The sequence below is a fragment of the Vreelandella malpeensis genome, from assembly GCF_020622355.1.
Classification (GTDB): domain Bacteria; phylum Pseudomonadota; class Gammaproteobacteria; order Pseudomonadales; family Halomonadaceae; genus Vreelandella; species Vreelandella malpeensis.
Genome location: NZ_WHVL01000005.1, coordinates 84,114 through 100,545 on the forward strand (window position 1 = coordinate 84,114; position 16,432 = coordinate 100,545).

At 62.8% G+C, this 16,432-nt stretch carries 16 protein-coding genes and 2 pseudogenes; 2 read left to right on the forward strand and 16 right to left on the reverse strand.

Going from position 1 to position 16,432, the window contains the following annotated elements; all coding sequences use genetic code 11:
- Window positions 1-15 precede the first annotated feature (15 nt).
- From tolB to GEV37_RS12210, 10 genes are all read right to left on the reverse strand, one after another.
- A complete protein-coding gene (tolB, locus tag GEV37_RS12165; RefSeq protein WP_227390534.1) occupies window positions 16-1,302 on the reverse strand; it encodes a Tol-Pal system beta propeller repeat protein TolB in 1,287 nt (428 codons plus the stop codon).
- Window positions 1,302-2,450, reverse strand: a complete 1,149-nt coding sequence (gene tolA, locus GEV37_RS12170) for a cell envelope integrity protein TolA (protein WP_227390535.1) — start codon at window positions 2,448-2,450, stop codon at window positions 1,302-1,304. The genes tolB and tolA overlap by 1 nt, the downstream gene beginning before the upstream one ends.
- A 13-nt stretch (window positions 2,451-2,463) precedes the next feature.
- On the reverse strand, window positions 2,464-2,901 hold the full coding sequence (gene tolR, locus GEV37_RS12175) for a protein TolR (RefSeq protein ID WP_227390536.1): 438 nt from the start codon (window positions 2,899-2,901) through the stop codon (window positions 2,464-2,466).
- Window positions 2,902-2,912: 11 nt separating this feature from the next.
- Window positions 2,913-3,593, reverse strand: a complete 681-nt coding sequence (gene tolQ, locus GEV37_RS12180) for a protein TolQ (RefSeq protein ID WP_227390537.1) — start codon at window positions 3,591-3,593, stop codon at window positions 2,913-2,915.
- Between the two features lie 96 nt (window positions 3,594-3,689).
- The gene (gene ybgC / locus GEV37_RS12185) at window positions 3,690-4,100 is read right to left on the reverse strand and encodes a tol-pal system-associated acyl-CoA thioesterase (protein ID WP_227390538.1); all 411 of its coding nucleotides are present in this window, start codon (window positions 4,098-4,100) and stop codon (window positions 3,690-3,692) included.
- The gene (ruvB, locus tag GEV37_RS12190) at window positions 4,097-5,134 is read right to left on the reverse strand and encodes a Holliday junction branch migration DNA helicase RuvB (protein WP_227390539.1); all 1,038 of its coding nucleotides are present in this window, start codon (window positions 5,132-5,134) and stop codon (window positions 4,097-4,099) included. The genes ybgC and ruvB overlap by 4 nt, the downstream gene beginning before the upstream one ends.
- A gap of 61 nt (window positions 5,135-5,195) precedes the next feature.
- Window positions 5,196-5,801: a Holliday junction branch migration protein RuvA gene (ruvA, locus tag GEV37_RS12195; RefSeq protein ID WP_227390540.1), complete on the reverse strand. Its 606-nt coding sequence runs from the start codon at window positions 5,799-5,801 to the stop codon at window positions 5,196-5,198.
- A gap of 106 nt (window positions 5,802-5,907) precedes the next feature.
- Window positions 5,908-6,459: a crossover junction endodeoxyribonuclease RuvC gene (gene ruvC / locus GEV37_RS12200; protein ID WP_227390541.1), complete on the reverse strand. Its 552-nt coding sequence runs from the start codon at window positions 6,457-6,459 to the stop codon at window positions 5,908-5,910.
- Between the two features lie 123 nt (window positions 6,460-6,582).
- Window positions 6,583-8,364, reverse strand: coding sequence for an aspartate--tRNA ligase (gene aspS, locus GEV37_RS12205; protein WP_227390542.1), 1,782 nt, complete (start codon window positions 8,362-8,364; stop codon window positions 6,583-6,585).
- 41 nt (window positions 8,365-8,405) lie between these two features.
- Complete coding sequence (locus tag GEV37_RS12210) at window positions 8,406-8,705, reverse strand: FmdB family zinc ribbon protein (RefSeq protein ID WP_227390543.1); 300 nt, start codon at window positions 8,703-8,705, stop codon at window positions 8,406-8,408.
- A gap of 186 nt (window positions 8,706-8,891) precedes the next feature.
- Between GEV37_RS12210 and GEV37_RS12215 the strand changes: the two genes are divergently transcribed.
- A complete protein-coding gene (locus GEV37_RS12215) occupies window positions 8,892-9,839 on the forward strand; it encodes a D-2-hydroxyacid dehydrogenase (protein WP_227390544.1) in 948 nt (315 codons plus the stop codon).
- Between the two features lie 39 nt (window positions 9,840-9,878).
- Here GEV37_RS12215 and GEV37_RS12220 read toward each other — a convergent pair whose 3' ends face one another.
- Together GEV37_RS12220 and GEV37_RS12225 are read right to left on the reverse strand one after the other, a co-directional pair.
- Complete coding sequence (locus tag GEV37_RS12220; RefSeq protein WP_227390785.1) at window positions 9,879-10,154, reverse strand: acylphosphatase; 276 nt, start codon at window positions 10,152-10,154, stop codon at window positions 9,879-9,881.
- Window positions 10,155-10,175: 21 nt separating this feature from the next.
- Window positions 10,176-11,072, reverse strand: a pseudogene (locus GEV37_RS12225) (YihY/virulence factor BrkB family protein); the annotation flags it as partial.
- 252 nt (window positions 11,073-11,324) lie between these two features.
- On the opposite strand from GEV37_RS12225, the pseudogene GEV37_RS12230 reads away from it, so the two are divergent.
- Window positions 11,325-11,453, forward strand: a pseudogene (locus tag GEV37_RS12230) (bifunctional nicotinamide-nucleotide adenylyltransferase/Nudix hydroxylase); the annotation flags it as partial.
- 1 nt (window position 11,454) lies between these two features.
- On the opposite strand, the gene GEV37_RS12235 reads toward GEV37_RS12230, so the two are convergent.
- The 4 genes from GEV37_RS12235 to nei form a co-directional block, all read right to left on the reverse strand.
- Window positions 11,455-12,372, reverse strand: a complete 918-nt coding sequence (locus GEV37_RS12235) for a LysR substrate-binding domain-containing protein (RefSeq protein ID WP_227390545.1) — start codon at window positions 12,370-12,372, stop codon at window positions 11,455-11,457.
- 35 nt (window positions 12,373-12,407) lie between these two features.
- Window positions 12,408-13,826 carry a cardiolipin synthase gene (gene cls / locus GEV37_RS12240; RefSeq protein ID WP_227390546.1) on the reverse strand — a complete coding sequence of 473 codons (1,419 nt, stop codon included), beginning with the start codon at window positions 13,824-13,826 and terminating at the stop codon, window positions 12,408-12,410.
- Between the two features lie 96 nt (window positions 13,827-13,922).
- Complete coding sequence (locus GEV37_RS12245; RefSeq protein ID WP_227390547.1) at window positions 13,923-15,428, reverse strand: fumarate hydratase; 1,506 nt, start codon at window positions 15,426-15,428, stop codon at window positions 13,923-13,925.
- Window positions 15,429-15,606: 178 nt separating this feature from the next.
- Window positions 15,607-16,431 carry an endonuclease VIII gene (nei, locus tag GEV37_RS12250; protein WP_227390548.1) on the reverse strand — a complete coding sequence of 275 codons (825 nt, stop codon included), beginning with the start codon at window positions 16,429-16,431 and terminating at the stop codon, window positions 15,607-15,609.
- Window position 16,432 lies beyond the last annotated feature (1 nt).

The following is a 16,432-nucleotide window of genomic DNA, read 5'->3' on the forward strand; positions in this document are numbered from 1 at the left end:
CGCAACCGCTCGATCTTAGTTTAAGAAGGGAGACCACGCGGGATCGCGTACTTCGCCCTGTGCTGCCGGCAGTCTGAATGACGAGCGGCCATCCGCGGAAACGGCACTCAAAAAGCCACTACCACCCTGTTGGGTAGCGAAGATTACCATGGTCCCGTTCGGCGCAACACTAGGAGATTCATCTCTTGTGGTTTCGCTGATGACCACAAGACGACCGCCGTCGAGCTCCTGACGCGCAACCTGATAACCACGCCCGGACTGGTGGATCAAGAACAGCTCGTCACCCTCCGGCGAGAAGCGCGCACGGGCATTGTAGTTGCCCGTGTAGGTCAGGCGATCAGCACTGCCACCGCCGACCGGGGTGCGATAGATCTGCGGGCCGCCGCTGCGATCCGAGGTAAAGATCAGGCTGCGACCGTCCGGTGACCAGGTGGGTTCGGTATCGATGCTGTTGCTCTGGGTAACGCGATCCAGCGAGCGGCTGCCGATATCGAGCACGTAGATGTCGGGCTGACCATCCTTCGAGAGCGACATGGCAAGCTTGCGGCCATCCGGTGACCAGGCCGGTGCCCCGTTGATGCCCTCGAACGAGGTCGCCTGGACGCGCTGGCCGGTGGAGACATCCTGAATATAGATCGCCGGGCGCTCGGTTTCAAAGGAAACATAGGCCAGCTTGCGACCGTCCGGCGACCAGGCCGGCGACATGATCGGCTGGTCCGAGGTCAGCACCTGCTGGCTGCGCTGGCCATCGGCGTCGGCCACGTACAGTCCGAACTGCATGTTGTCACCTACGCCCTGGGCGGTCACATAGGCGATCTTGGTCGAAAAGGCGCCGCGAATGTCAGTGATCGCCTCGAAGACCTGGTCGCTGATGTAGTGAGCTGCCCCGCGCAGGTCGTTGCCGCTGACGGTCACGGTTTCGCCGATCATGCGCGATTGACCGCTGATGTCCATCAACTCGAACTGGAGTTCATAGCCATTGCCGGTCTGCTGGGCGCGGCCGACCACCAGGTAGCGCACGTCGAGCGAGCGCCAGGTGCCGAACTGCACGTCGCTTGCCTGGCTCGGACGTTCGAACATGGCGTTACGAGCCAGGGGCGCGAACATGCCGCTGCGTTCCAGGTCGTCCTGGACGATCTGGGCGATGTCCTCCGGCAGGCCCTCGCCGCCGTCGAAGGGCACCACACCGATCGGCAAGGCCTGATCGCTCCCTCGGGTGATTTCGATGGTCAGGTTGGCACTGGCGACACTGCTGATCAGCAGCAACGCGCAAAACAACCATACTTTGCTCAAGGTTTGCATCAACGTACCCCTCCTGGCGAGAAGTTGAAGGTCATCGGATTCTGTCTGATGTAGCGCTGCTGCTCCGGTGTCAGTTGCAGCAGCTCGCGAAACGGCGCGGCCTGTTCGACCGCCTGCACGGCGGACTGGTCGAACGCGCTGTTACCGCTCGAAGTTACTATATTAGCTAACAAAACCTCTCCCGAGGGACCCAGGCGCACACTTATTACCGCGCGCATGCTGTCGCCGGATCCACCAGGAATGATCCACGCCTGCTCCACGGCGCGCTGGACGATGTTGCTGAAGTTGTTGGCGGCCTGCTGCGCCTGCTGGGCGTTTGCCGCGGCGGCCGCCGCCTCGCCTTCGAGCTGACGCTGCATGGCGGCTTCGGCCTCGCGCTGACGGGCGGCTTCCGCTTCCCGCTGGCGCTGCTCCTCGGCTTCGCGTTCGCGGCGTGCTTCTTCCTCGCGCTGGCGCTCGGCTTCGGCTTCACGCTCGCGACGCGCCTGCTCCTCACGTTCACGCTCGGCCTGTTCTTCGGCTTCACGCTGACGTTCGGCTTCGGCTTGGCGGCGTGCCTCTTCCTCGCGCTGACGCTCGGCCTCCGCCTCCTGCTCCTGGCGGGCCTGCTCTTCGCGCAGGCGTTGCTGCTCCGCTTCGGCTTCGACCCGCGCCTGTTCCTCGGCGGCCCGCTCTTCGGCGAGCCGCTGCGCCTCTTCTTCACGAGCGCGGGCCTGGGCGGCCTCCTCTTCGGCTTGACGCTCGGCCTCCTGCTCGCGGCGTTGAGCCTCGGCCTGGGCTTCTTCGAGCGCGCGCTCGCGCTCCTGAGCGGCCTGAGCTTCGGCCTCGGCACGCGCTGCCGCCTCGGCTTGCGCCTGGGTATTCTCCTGCGAGGCAGGAGGCTCCGGCGTGGGCTCCGGCGGCGGCTCTTCGGCCTGGGCGCCGGCCTGCAGGGCCGCTTGCTGTTCGCTTGCCTGCTGGGCCTGATCGGTAAAGGTTTCGGTACTGACGAAGGTCGCCTGCACGATCGAGGTGGTATCTGGCTCCTCGGTACGGGTCGGCAGACTGATCAGGCTGAAAACCACGATCAGCACATGCACACCGATGGCCAGGATCGTCGGCCAGCCGTAGCCAACATCCTGCGGGTCGCGGGAAGAGTCCTGGGGCATAGAAAGATTCCCTTTACCCATCCTGCGGCGGCTCGGAAAGAAGCCCGACATTGGCGACGCCGGAGCGTTGCAGCGTGCTCATCAGTACCACGATCTGGCCATACTGGACGTTGCGATCGCCCCGTACCATGACCGGTGTATTGGGCTGGCGACCGAGAATCGCCACCACCCGCTCGGACATCTCATCGAGACTGACCGCCGTGGTGTCTTCGCCGAGGGTGACGTAGTAGCTGCCTTCGCTGTCGACGGAGATGATGATCGGGTCGTTGTCGTTATCGTTGTCCAAGGGCTCCGAGCTGACCTGCGGAAGGTCGACCTGGACGCCCTGGGTCAGCATGGGGGCAGTGATCATGAAGATCACCAGCAAGACCAGCATGACGTCGATAAAGGGAACGACGTTGATCTCCCCCATCGGTTTCTTGCCGCCGCCGCGGTGAAATGGACCGTGCATGACGAACTCCCTTAGCCGGCGCTCTTGCTGCTGTCGCGACCCTGGAGATTGCGATGCAGGATGGCGTGGAACTCCTCGGCGAAGTCCTCGTATTTACCCAGAAGGCGGCCGACGTCATTGGAGAGGCGGTTGTAGAAGATGACCGCGGGAATCGCGGCGAACAGGCCCATGGCGGTGGCGATCAGCGCTTCCGCGATCCAGGGCGCGACCGTGGCGAGCGTGGCCTGCTGAGACATGGAGAGCGACTGGAACGAGCCCATGATGCCCCAGACCGTACCGAACAGGCCGATGTAGGGACTCGCCGAGGCGACGGTGGCCAGGAACGTGAGATGCTGGGTCAGGCGGTCCTCTTCCCGCGACCAGGCCACGCGCATGCTGCGCTGCACGCCTTCGAGGATGGTATCGGCATTGCGGGTCTTCGGCATCAGGCGGTTGAACTCGCGAAAGCCCGACTGGAAGATATGCTCGGCGCCGTGGCGCGGGTCATCGGCGGGGATTTCGCGGTAGAGCTCGTTGAGGTCCACCCCGGACCAGAAGGACTCCTCGAACTGGCTGTATTCGCGTTTGGCGCGACGCACGGCGATGCTGCGCTGGAATATCACCACCCATGAGAGGATCGACCCCACCACGAGCAGTAGCATGACCAGCTGCACGACGGTGCTGGCACTCATTATCAGGTGGGGGATGGACATGGTGTTATCGTTCACAGTTGCCCTCATCGGTCGGTTGGCGCCAGGCGCATTGGTCAAATGGGTTGATCGTGTCGGTCGCGTGGTGGCCGCTCGGGTTCATGGCACGGCTCGCTCGCCGTTCAAGCGCTCAAGGTCGAAAGGCCACGGCTTGGGACGCAGCGTCTGGCCGTTCAAGCAGGCTATCTCGACTGTAGCGCGGCACAGGAGTTCCGCTTCGCGCCACACGCGCTGCTCGAACACCATACGACAGCGGCCGATACTGTCCACCGTGGCGTCCACCGTGAGCTGGTCATCCAGGCGGGCCGGCCTGCTGTAATGACAAGCCAAGCGGTATACCACTAGCTGCGTCCCCTCGTCCAGCAGCGTTTGCTGGTCGAAGCCACTTTCCCTGAGCCACTCGCTGCGGGCGCGCTCCATGAATTTCAGGTAGTTGACATAGTAGACGATCCCTCCGGCATCGGTGTCCTCGATGTAGACCCGGATGGGCATCTGGAACGTCGCGCTCATGAACGCCGCTCCCCTTCCATGTCAACGCTCTGCTCGTGGGGCACGCGATCGAAGTGCAGCCACGCCTGGCGCGTCACCATGCGCCCGCGCGGGGTGCGCATCATCAGCCCCTGCTGGATCAGGTAGGGCTCGATCACGTCTTCTATGGTGTCACGCTCCTCGCCGATCGCCGCTGAGAGGGAATCCACCCCGACCGGGCCGCCATCGAACTTGTCGATCATGGCCAGCAGCAAGCGGCGGTCCATGTGATCAAGCCCGTGATGATCCACGTTTAGCATATTGAGCGCGGCGTCCGCCAACGCGGCGTTAACGACGCCGTTGCCCTTGATCTCGGCGTAATCGCGTACCCGGCGCAACAGCCGGTTGGCGATGCGTGGCGTGCCCCGCGAGCGCCTGGCCACCTCGATGGCACCGTCACGGTCAGTCTCGACCTTGAGCAGCCGTGCCGAGCGAGCGACGATCTCGGTGAGCTCCTCGAGGTTGTAGAACTCCAAGCGCTGGACGATACCGAAGCGATCGCGCAGCGGCGATGTCAGAAGCCCCGCCCGGGTGGTGGCGCCGACCAGCGTGAAGCGTGGAAGGTCCAGCTTGATCGAGCGCGCCGCCGGGCCCTCGCCGATCATGATGTCGAGCTGGAAGTCCTCCATCGCCGGATAGAGCACCTCCTCGACCACCGGCGACAGCCGGTGGATCTCGTCGATGAACAGCACGTCACCGGGCTCGAGGTTGGTGAGCATGGCGGCCAGATCACCGGCGCGCTCGAGCACCGGGCCGGAAGTGGATTTGAGCCCCACGCCCATTTCGGTGGCAATGATGTTGGCAAGCGTGGTCTTGCCGAGCCCCGGCGGGCCGAACACCAGGGTATGATCCAGGCTCTCCTCGCGCAGGCGCGCCGCGCCGATGAAGATCTCGAGCTGCTCGCGCACCCGCGGCTGGCCGATGTAGTCGGCGAGCTTCTTGGGACGGATGGCGTGGTCGATGCGTACCTCGCCCTGCTCCGGGGCGGCGGCGATGAGCCGGTCATGTTCTAGCATGGGAACTCGCAGAATGGGGACGTGCAGGCGCGTGGAGAGAGAAAGCCGGAAGACGCTGCATTCAGCCTCCCATGCGCTTGGTGAGGGCGGCCTTGATCAGCGCCTCGGTGCTCTGGCGCGGATCGATATCGGCCAGCATCCTGGAAGCCTCGGTGAGCTTGTAGCCCAGGCTCACCAGCGCCGCTTCGGCATCCGCCAGGCTGTCACGCGGAGCGGGTTGGCCGTTGGCGGCTTCCAGGGCGAGCGGTGCGTGAGCGGCGTCCCATTCGGGGAAACGGTCGCGCATCTCGATGATCAACCGCTCGGCGGTCTTCTTGCCGACGCCGGGGAGTTTCGTCAACGCCTTGCTGTCGTCGTCGCGCACGCAGCGCATGAAGGCGTCCTCGTCCATGCCGGAGAGGATCGCCAGGGCGAGCTTGGGCCCCACCCCGTTGACCTTGATCAAGGCGCGAAAAAGCGCGCGCTCGTGCTCGCGGGCGAAGCCGTAGAGCAGGTGCGCGTCGTCGCGAATCGTCAGATGGGTATAGAGCGATACCTTTTCCCCCGGAGCGGGAAGCGCGACGAGGGTGTTCATGGAGGCTTCCAGCTCGTAGCCGACCCCGTGCACGTCGATGATCACCCAAGGGGGGTGTTTTTCCAGCAGCGCGCCGCTCAAACGACCAATCATAGAATGCCCCATTAACGATGAAACAAAGGGTTAGCTGGCGCGTACAGAGCCAGACAGAGGGCTACTATAAGATGACTCTGTACACATGACCAGTGATCGGGACGGCTCAAAGCCGCCAGCGTCCGCTCGTGCGTCGACGCGCAGTGCGGGTGGCCGAGGTATCGAACCCTTGGCCCGCATAGGCGTGAGTCAGGGCGATCGCCAGGGCGTCGGCAGCGTCCGCCTGGGGAGTGGCCGACAGCTTGAGGATAGCGGTCACCATGTGCTGGACCTGGGTCTTGTCCGCCCCGCCCTTTCCCGTCACCGCCTGCTTGATCTGGCGGGCGGCGTACTCGGCGATGACCAGCCCGTGGTTGGCAACGCACACCAGGGCCGCACCACGCGCCTGGCCGAGCTTCAAGGCGGAATCCGCATTCTTGGCCATGAACACCCGCTCGACGGAGACTTCAGTGGGGCGGTGCAGACCGATGACCTCGGCAAGCCCGGCGTAGATCTGAGCCAGGCGCTGCTCGAGGGCAGTATCGCTTGCGCGAATGCAGCCGCTGGCCACATAGGCGGGCTGAGTCCCGCAGAGCTCGATGACGCCGTAGCCGGTGATGCGCGATCCCGGGTCGATGCCCAGGATGCGCCGGGGCAAGACGCCTTGTCTTTCCTCCATGAGGACTCCTCTTCCAACGAGCATATCGTCTCAAACAAAAACGTCTCAAACAAAAACACCGACGCGAGCGTCGGTGTTTCGAAGAACAGTTTCGAAGAGCCGTTTCGAAGAACCGCCCGGCGATCACTCGCCGGCGGTGTCGGCCTTGGCCTTCTGGCGCAGGCGAATGTTGAGCTCCTTGAGCTGCTCCGCGCTGACTTCGCCCGGGGCGTCGGTCATGAGACACGCAGCACTCTGGGTCTTCGGGAAGGCGATCACTTCACGAATGGTCTTGGCGCCGGCCATCAGCATCACCAGGCGGTCGAGACCGAAGGCCAGGCCGCCGTGGGGCGGCGCGCCATACTGGAGCGCGTCGAGCAGGAAGCCAAATTTCTCCTGGGCATCTTCTTCGCCGATGCCGAGGATCTCGAACACGCTGCGCTGCATGGTCTGATCGTGGATACGGATCGAGCCGCCACCCAGCTCGGTGCCGTTGAGCACCATGTCATAAGCACGCGAGAGCGCCTTGGCCGGATCGGCCTTGAGCTCTTCCGGCGAGCAGGACGGTGCTGTGAACGGGTGATGAAGCGGGCTCAGGCGGCCGCTGCCATCGGTTTCGAACATCGGGAAATCGACCACCCACAGCGGCGCCCAGGCCTGGGTGTAGAGTTCGAGATCGGCGCCCAGCTTGACGCGCAGCGCGCCGATCGCTTCGTTGACGATCTGGGTCTTGTCCGCGCCGAAGAAGATGATGTCACCATCCTCGGCACCGACACGATCGAGAAGCTCCTCGACCACGTTCTCCATGAACTTGACGATCGGCGACTGCAGGCCTTCGAGACCCTTGGCGCGCTCGTTGACCTTGATCCAGGCCAGACCCTTGGCGCCGTAGATACCGACGAACTTGGTGTACTCGTCGATCTCCTTGCGCGAGAGGCTGGCGCCGCCCCTCACCTTGAGGGCGGCGACACGACCGTCTTCGGCATTGGCCGGGCCGGAGAAGACCTTGAAGTCGACCTGCTTCATCAAGTCGTCGATGTCGGTTAGTTCGAGCGGGATACGCAGGTCCGGCTTGTCGGAGCCGAAGCGATCCATGGCTTCCTGCCAGGTCATGCGCGGGAAGTCGGGAAGCTCGACGTCGAGCACTTCCTTGAAGAGCTTCTGGATCATCGACTCGGCGATGCCCATGATATCGCTCTCCTCGACGAAGGAAGCCTCGATATCGATCTGGGTGAACTCCGGCTGACGATCGGCGCGCAGGTCCTCGTCGCGGAAGCACTTGGCGATCTGGTAGTAGCGATCGAAGCCGGCGACCATCAAAAGCTGCTTGAACAGCTGCGGCGACTGCGGCAGCGCGAAGAACTCGCCGGCGTGGGTACGGCTCGGCACCAGGTAGTCGCGGGCGCCTTCCGGCGTTGCCCGGGTGAGGACCGGTGTCTCGATATCGAGGAAGCCTTCGTTTTCCAGAAACGCGCGAACGCTGTGAGAGATGCGCGAGCGCAGGCGCAGCTTCTCGATCATGTCCGGGCGGCGCAGGTCGATGTAGCGGTGCTTGAGGCGCACTTCCTCGCCCACCTTGCCGTGCTCGTCGAGCTGGAACGGCGGCGTGGCGGCGGTGTTGAGGACCTCGACGTCCTTGGCCAGAATCTCGATCATGCCGGTGGGCATGTTGGGATTCTGGGTACCTTCCGGGCGCAGACGAACGCGGCCGGTGATGCGCAGAACGTACTCGCTGCGCGCGCGGTCGGCGGTGGCGAAGGCATCGGCGGTGTCCGGGTCGACCACGAACTGGGCGATACCGTCGCGGTCGCGCATGTCGAGGAAAATGACGCCACCGTGGTCGCGCCGACGGTGTACCCACCCGCAGACGGTGACCGTTTGATCCACCAAGGTTTCGTTAAGCTGGCCGCAATAATGACTGCGCATGTCTCATCCTGTTTTGTTACGTGACGATAAAGGCGTCGCGGTCAGGCCGCGGCCCCTTTATTCGGTGAAGAGCTACTTGTCGGCGCGGCACTGCCGTCCTTCGAGGTGCCGCCGGTCGGGGCCGAGGGGGCGCTGTCCGCCGCCAGATTCTTCTTGCCCCCGGTCTTGAAATCGGTTTCGTACCAGCCGCCGCCCGCCAGGCGAAAGCCTGCCGCCGAGACCAGACGCTCGAGGTCCTCCTTGCGACAGGCGGGACACTCCTTCAAAGGGTCGGCGCTGATCTTCTGCAATTTTTCCATGCGATGTCCGCAGGCCTTGCACTCGTACTCATAGATGGGCATGTTGATGGCTCCTGAAAAGCTCGACTCCAACAGGACAGTGAACATCCCAACGGCGTTGGGCCGTGAGAATATGTGGCCTGCCGAAATAAATTCCAAGACTGCGGTCGACAAAGCAACGCATTATACCCTTTTGTGCCCCCTGACGGGCAAGGCCAAGCGGCCATAGCCGCTGATGGAGAACGTTCAATGCCAAACGCCGTGATGCTCGACGCCCAGAGCATGGGTCCGGATATCGATTTCACTCCGATTCGCGCGTGCGTCTCGTCTCTTGCAGTTCACGATAACACTACGCCAGAACAGGCTTTCGAGCGGCTCAAGGATGCCGAGGTGGCACTGGTCAACAAGGTGGTGTTGAATCGCGAGCTATTGGACGCTTTACCCAAGCTGCGACTGATCTGCGTGATGGCCACGGGCCTGAACAACATCGATCTCGACGCCGCCAGGGCCAAGGGGATCACGGTGAAGAACGTGACCGCCTACGGCACCGCGAGCGTATCGCAGCACACCGTTATGTTGATTCTGACGCTTGCCGCGCGCCTGCCGCGATATCAGCAGGAGGTCGCCGCCGGCGCCTGGCAGAAGAGCGCTTTCTTCTGTCTGCAGCAGTACCCTACCCTGCAACTCGCCGGCAAGACGCTGGTCATGGTCGGTCAAGGAGAGCTGGGGTCGGAAGTGGCGCGCCTGGCAGAAGCCTTCGGCATGAACGTCGTCTTCGCCGCCCGCCCCGGCGCCGAGCAGAGTGACGATCGTCCGAGCCTCGACGATCTGCTGCCAAGCGCCGACGTGATCAGCCTGCACTGCCCACTCAACGACGCGACTCGCCACTTGATCGACGAAAAGCGCCTCGCTCGGGCCAAGTCGTCACTGCTGATGGTCAACTGCGCGCGAGGTGGCATCATCGACGAGCATGCCGCTCTCACCGCGCTGCGCGAGGGCCGCATCGGCGGGCTGGCAGTGGATGTGCTTCCCGAAGAGCCGCCCCGTGAGGGTCATGCGCTGCTGGATGCGCTGGCGGCGAACGAGGCGCTCAATCTCGTCGTCACCCCGCACAACGCCTGGATCACGCCGGAGGCGCGCCAGAACATTGTGCGACTGACTGCCGAGAACATCGCCTCCTTCGCCGCCCCCACCTGACGACCTGACGACGCCCTTAAACGTAGCGGGGTATCGCTCTCACGCCGTGGTGAAACTTTCCGGCACGTGAGCCTCGATGATCTCCTCGAGGTTCACGTCCGTGACGCGCGCATTCTGCGGGCCCTCGTGAAGCCAATCGCAGAGGGTCTTGACGGCCGCTTCCTCGCCGCACATCAGCACTTCGACTCGACCATCAGCCAGATTCTTGGCATAGCCACTGACGCTAGAGGCGAGCGCTTTCTCACGGGTGGCACTGCGAAAGTTCACGCCCTGAACCTTGCCGCTCACCAGCGCTCGTACGCTTTTGGTGGTCATGTCCGCCTCCTTGAACTCCTTGATGAACTCGTGCTTGACGCGTACGGCACTGTTGCGCGGAACGATCGCCCTGCCGCGTCGAACCAGCAGCGAGCGGGTGAAGGCCGCGCCGAACAGCAAGATCAACGAGCTGTAGTAGACCCAGAGCAGCACCATCACCACCGAGCCTGCCGCCCCGTAAGTCGAGGCCGTGGCGGTATAAGTGAGGTAGATGGCAATGAGATTACGTCCAATGGTGAACAGCACCGCCGTGACCAGGCCCCCGATCAGCACGTCCCGCCAGCGCAGCACGACATCCGGCAGCACCTTGAAGATGGTGGCGAACAAGAGCGTCACCATCCCGAGCGACACCAGCGACTCGAGCGTGGTGGTAAAGAAACTGATATAGGGAACCACATAGTTGGCCGCCTGGAGCATGCCGCGCAGAACGATCCCAAGAACCAGCGAGACCAGCAGGATAAAACCGATCGCCAGCACCACGGTGAGCGATAGAAGACGGGTCTTGATGAAGATGAACACGCTGTTGGAAGTGGGCTTGGCCGTCACATCCCAGAGGGTATTGAGCGAGAACTGCATCTGACCGAAAACCGTGGTAGCCCCGATCAGCAGAGCTCCGAAGCCCAGCAGCGTCGGCAACAGACCTGACTCCTGGATGCGGGACTGGGCCACCGCCTGCTCGATCGCCTGGGCGGCGTCCATCCCCAAGGTACCCTGAAGCTGGGCGACGATCTGTCCCTGAGCGGCATCTTCACCGAGCACGATGCCGATGACGGTGACCGCGATGATGATGGTGGGGGCCAGCGAGAAGAGCGTATAGAAAGCCAGAGAGCCTGCGTAGCTGAAGGCGTTGCGTTCGAGCCACAGCGAGATGGCGTCCTGCACCACTTTCCACCAGAACATCAGCCTACGTTTCAGCATATTGATTCCCTTGCAAAATACTTTTTTAGGACGCGAGTTCGATCATGGCGCCAAGTGTGGGCGGTAGCATACCTAACTATAGCGTGGGGTGCAGCGTTCGTCGTTGGGTGCCCTGGGAGCAGTGCACATAATGGGGCTACCTCTTCTCATCGACAGGATGCACCAGGAACGCCGCCACGCCGAACAGGGATTTCGACTGCCTGATCTTCATCAGCCGTTTTCAGCCCATCCACCTGGGGCATCTGGCGGTAGCCCGTCAAGGGAGGCGACCACGCCCGCTGGGTAGCGCTTGCCGAACTCGAGCCGGAAAGCCTGTTCGAGGATCACTTCTTCATCGTCCAGAACTTCCTGGGGCTGCCGGCTCATTTCGGCACCGGCTAGCTCACGCCTGTAGAAAGTCCCGAGGCAACTTCATCATCTGCTTCCAAAGGCGCTCGACGCCGGGCTTGTGAACCAGTGAGCAACGGTAGAGGCGAATCTCGAGCGGAATGTCCAGACGCTCGTCGCCGGCGCGAACAAGGCGCTTGCTCTTGAGTTCTTCGCGAATGCAGAAATCGGGAATCCAGGCCATGCCGACGCCCTGCATCACCATGCCCTTGAGCCCTTCCGCCATGGCGGTCTCGTAGACCGTGCGCAGTTTGAGGCGCAGCGGATCGTTCTTGAGCACCATGTGCACGCTGCGCCCCAGAAAGGCCCCCTGGCTATAGGTGAGATACGGTACGGGGTCCGGCTGGTCCAGGCTGAACAGCGGCTTGCCGTCGGCATCGGCAAGCGATACCGGCAGCATCTTGACGTTGCCGATGGAAAACGACGGGAAGACCTTGGTATCGAGCTGCATGGTGGCGAACGGGTCATAGTAGGCGAGCATCAGATCGCAGTTACCCTCGCGCAGCACATGGATTGCCTCGCCCACGTTCATTGCCACCAGCCGGGTGGGAAGCTCCCCCAGCCCTTTTTGCAGTCGCGAAATCCAAGGCGGATAGAAGCTCAGGGCCAGCGAGTGGGCCGCCACGATATCGAGCGCCTCATTGGCGATGGAGAGCCCGCGCAGGTGACTCATCGATTCGTTCAACTGATCGACGAGGTTGCGCGCGGTGACAAGAAAGAGCTGCCCTTCCGCCGTCAGCCCGATCGGCGTAGTCGAACGATCCACCAGCGTAGTGTCCAGTGCCTGCTCGAGCGCGCGGATGCGCCGGCTGAAAGCCGGCTGGGTGACGTGACGCTGGCGAGCCGACGCTGAAAAGCTGCGCGTATTGGCGAGGGCCACGAAATCTTCGAGCCATTTGGTTTCTAGATTCACCCGGAACTCCTTATACCGGCGACGAGGCTTGCAGGCTACTGAATGGGGGCGGTCAGGTAAGCGGCCCGGGAAACGACCTTCTTCCAGAGCGGGCGGCTATTGATTTCATCGATCGTTACCCGCCGACAGTGCGCAAAGTCCTTCTCCAGCATGCAGGCGACGCTGTCGGCGAAATCCTGTGACGGAATGTACGCGGTGACCTCGAAATTGAGTCGAAATGACCGGTTGTCGAGATTAACCGTCCCGACGGTCGCTGCGTCGCTATCGATCAGCATGACTTTCTGGTGAAGAAATCCAGGAAGATAACGGTATATTTTTACTCCTGCGCGCAACATGTCGGGTAAAAACGAAAACGCCGACAAGAACACCAGCAGGTGGTCCGGCCGCTCGGGGATCATTACACGTACGTCGACCCCGCGCATGGCAGCGAGGCGCAGCGCATCCTGAACGCCCTGGTCGGGCACGAAATAGGGGCTCGTCACCCATAGCCGGTCCACGGCGCTGTGGATCAGCTGCTGAACGAGCAGGCTTGCAGTGTCGTGCTTATCCGCCGGGCCCGAAGGCACGATAACGACTTGATGATCCTCCTGGGCATGGTTCTCGGCGTGCCAGTTGAGGGTGATCACCTCGCCGGTCGCCCAGTGCCAATCCTCCCAGAAAGCTTCCTGCAAGCCCAGCACGCCCGGCCCTTGGAGCTTCAGGTGGGTATCGCGCCAGGGCCCGTGACGGGGATGCTCGCCCAGGTACTCCACGCCAACGTTGAGTCCCCCTACCCAACCTTTCTTGCCATCGATCACCATGATCTTGCGATGATTACGAAAATTGAGCTGAAAGCGGTGCTTGAATCCTCGCGATGACCCGAACGGGCTGATCGCCGCCCCTGCCCCGGCCAGCTCCTTGAAGTAATTGTCGCGCAGCTTGCGACTGCCAAGCTCGTCGTAGAGAAAATAGATGCGCACGCCGCGCTCGGCGGCGCGCAACAGGTGCGCCTCGAGCTCGCGGCCAAGACGGTCGTCGCGCACGATGAAGAATTGCAGCAGCAGGTAGTCCTTGGCTTCGTCGATGCCGGCGAAGAGGCTCGCGAAGGTCGCCTGACCATCGATGAGGAGTTCGGCGTGGTTGCCCTTGGTCAGGGGCATCATGGCCAGCTGCTCGACGGCTTGGACATCCGGGGTCGCAGGCAGCGAAATGTGCGGTTTCATGTTGTTGCGATAGCGGCGCAGCACGCGGCGCAACACGTTGTCCTTCGCCCCGCGCGCAGTGACGTAGCCGTAGAAGCGCGGGCGGCCGAAGAACCAGTAGGCAGGCAGCGCGATGTAGGGAAAGGTCATCAGCGATACGATCCAGGCCACTGCGCCCTGGGAGGTACGGCTCGACATCAGCGCCATGATGGCGGAAACGATGCCCATGAGGTGAATGAGCATGATGCTCGTTCCGATCAACCATGAGGTCATTGAACCCCGCCCTCCATACGCCTGCTCCCTGTTACCCTGCTATATGCGCAAAAGCCCCGCAAGACGGGGCTTTGTGTTCGACGCTTGGCGTCAAGTCTACGCGGTTTCGGCGATGATTGCCTTCCATTTGGCGGGCCCCGTGCGGTGCACCGAGGTACCCTGGGTATCCACGGCCACGGTGACCGGCATGTCCTCGACCTCGAACTCGTAGATCGCTTCCATGCCCAGATCCTCGAAGCCCACTACGCGGGACTTCTTGATCGCTTGGGCGACCAGATAGGCCGAGCCGCCCACCGCCATCAGGTAGACCGCCTGGTTGTCACGAATGGCGTCAATGGCTTCCTGGCCGCGCTCGGCCTTGCCGACCATGCCGAGAAGCCCGGTCTGCTCGAGCATCGTGCGGGTGAACTTGTCCATGCGCGTGGCGGTCGTCGGGCCGGCCGGGCCGACCACTTCGTCACCCACCGGGTCAACCGGGCCGACGTAATAGATGAAGCGCCCTTTCATGTCCACCGGAAGCGGCTCGCCTTTCGCGATCATGTCGGTCATGCGCTTGTGGGCGGCGTCACGTCCGGTCAGAAGCTTGCCGTTGAGGAGCAGGGTGTCACCGGGCTGCCAGGTCTTCACCTCTTCCGGGGTGACGCTGTCGAGATCGACGCGCTTGACATTGCCGCCTACCTCGCGGGTGATCTCCGGCCAATCCTCGAGCTTTGGCGCGGGCAGCGCCACGGGGCCTGAACCGTCGAGGGTGAAGTGCGCGTGGCGGGTGGCGGCGCAGTTGGGGATGATCGCCACCGGCTTGTTCGCCGCGTGGGTCGGGTAATCCTTGACCTTGATGTCGAGCACCGTGGTCAAGCCGCCGAGGCCCTGGGCACCGATGCCGGACTTGTTGACCTTGTCGAACAGCTCCAAACGCAGCTCCTCGGCGCGATTGCTCGCCCCGCGGGCCTGCAATTCCTGGATGTCGATCGGGTCGAGCAGCGCTTCCTTGGCGATCTCCATCGCCTTTTCGGCAGTACCGCCAATGCCGATGCCCAGCATGCCCGGCGGGCACCAGCCGGCGCCCATCTTCGGCAATTGCTCGAGTACCCAGTCGACCACGCTATCAGAAGGGTTGAGCATGGCGAACTTGGATTTCGCCTCGCTGCCACCGCCCTTCGCCGCCACGTGGATATCGACCTTGTCGCCGGGCACGAGCTTGTGATGAATGATGGCGGGCGTGTTGTCCTTGGTATTCTGGCGCTTGCCGTCCGGATCCGCCAGCACGGAAGCGCGCAGCACGTTGTCCGGCAGCAGGTAGGCGCGGCGCACCCCTTCGTTGACCATGTCGTCGAGGCTCATGTCCGCTTCCCAGGTCACGTTCATGCCGACATGGACGAAGACGGTCACGATGCCGGTATCCTGGCAGATCGGGCGGTGGCCCGTGGCGCACATGCGCGAATTGATCAGGATCTGGGCGATGGCATCCTTCGCGGCCGGGTTTTCTTCGCGATCATACGCGGCGGCCATGGCATCGATGAAGTCTTTGGGATGGTAGTAGGAAATGTACTGCAGGGCATCGGCGACGCTCTGGATGACATCGTCCTGGCGAATCACGGTCATGGACAACAGGCTCCTGGTGGATCGAGACAAGCGGCTATTCGTGAAGCGATTTCGAGTATCGTTAGCCGTCTAGGTGTGGCGCGATTATACCCGAACACGCGTCGCGCGGCACTCGCCTGTTGTGCTGACCGGATGTGTGCTTAGTAAGTAGTTAACGTAGAAGATAACGGTATAAAGGCTAGTTGACTGGCTGGCACCGCGGGCACCAGTAAAGCCGCCGGGAACCGACCATCTGGCGTTCGATGACGTCGTTACAGCGATGACAAGAGAGCCCGGCACGCTCGAAGACGCAAAAGCGCCACTGGCGACGCGTCTCGCCAGCCGCTTTGGCCTGAGCGATCCAAGCTTCGCGATTGGTCACCCCGGCCTGGCGATAGGCCTGCCAGGTCGTCTCGAGAATGATCTGCGCCAGCGCCTTGCGCTTTTCATCGGAAAGGTCCGCCGGGCGATGTCTAGGATTGAGCCTGGCAAGAAACAGGATTTCCGAGCGCAGGTAGTTGCCCAACCCTGCCACCAGGGATTGATCGAGCAGCAGTGCCCCCAGGCTTCGGCGGCGAAAGCGCGGATCGTCCAGGCGCTCTTGTATCTGCTCGGCACTGACGTGCTGGCTGAGAAGATCCGGCCCCAACCGTGCCAGAAACGGGTGCTCGTCGAGGGCGTCGGCGTCGAGCAGTGCAATGTCCGAGGCGCTGTAAAGACTCGCTGCCCTGCTCTCGGCGACCATGCGCACGCGCAGCGACCGGTTGGTTTTCGGCTCCTCGTGGGCCGGGTGCAGTTTCCAGACACCGTAGAGCTGATTATGCGAGTAGAGTACGCGGCCGCTCGAGAAGCGAATCAGCATCGCCTTGCCTCGGGTCTCCACGGCGTCGATACGCAGGTCGATCAGCGAATCGGCCTCGGCCTGAAGCGCCTCGAAGGCGAACCAGGCGTGCTCGACCACGCGCCCTTTCAGCTGTTTTTCTATACGATCCGCCGCGCGACGGATTTCGGGTCCTTCCGGCATG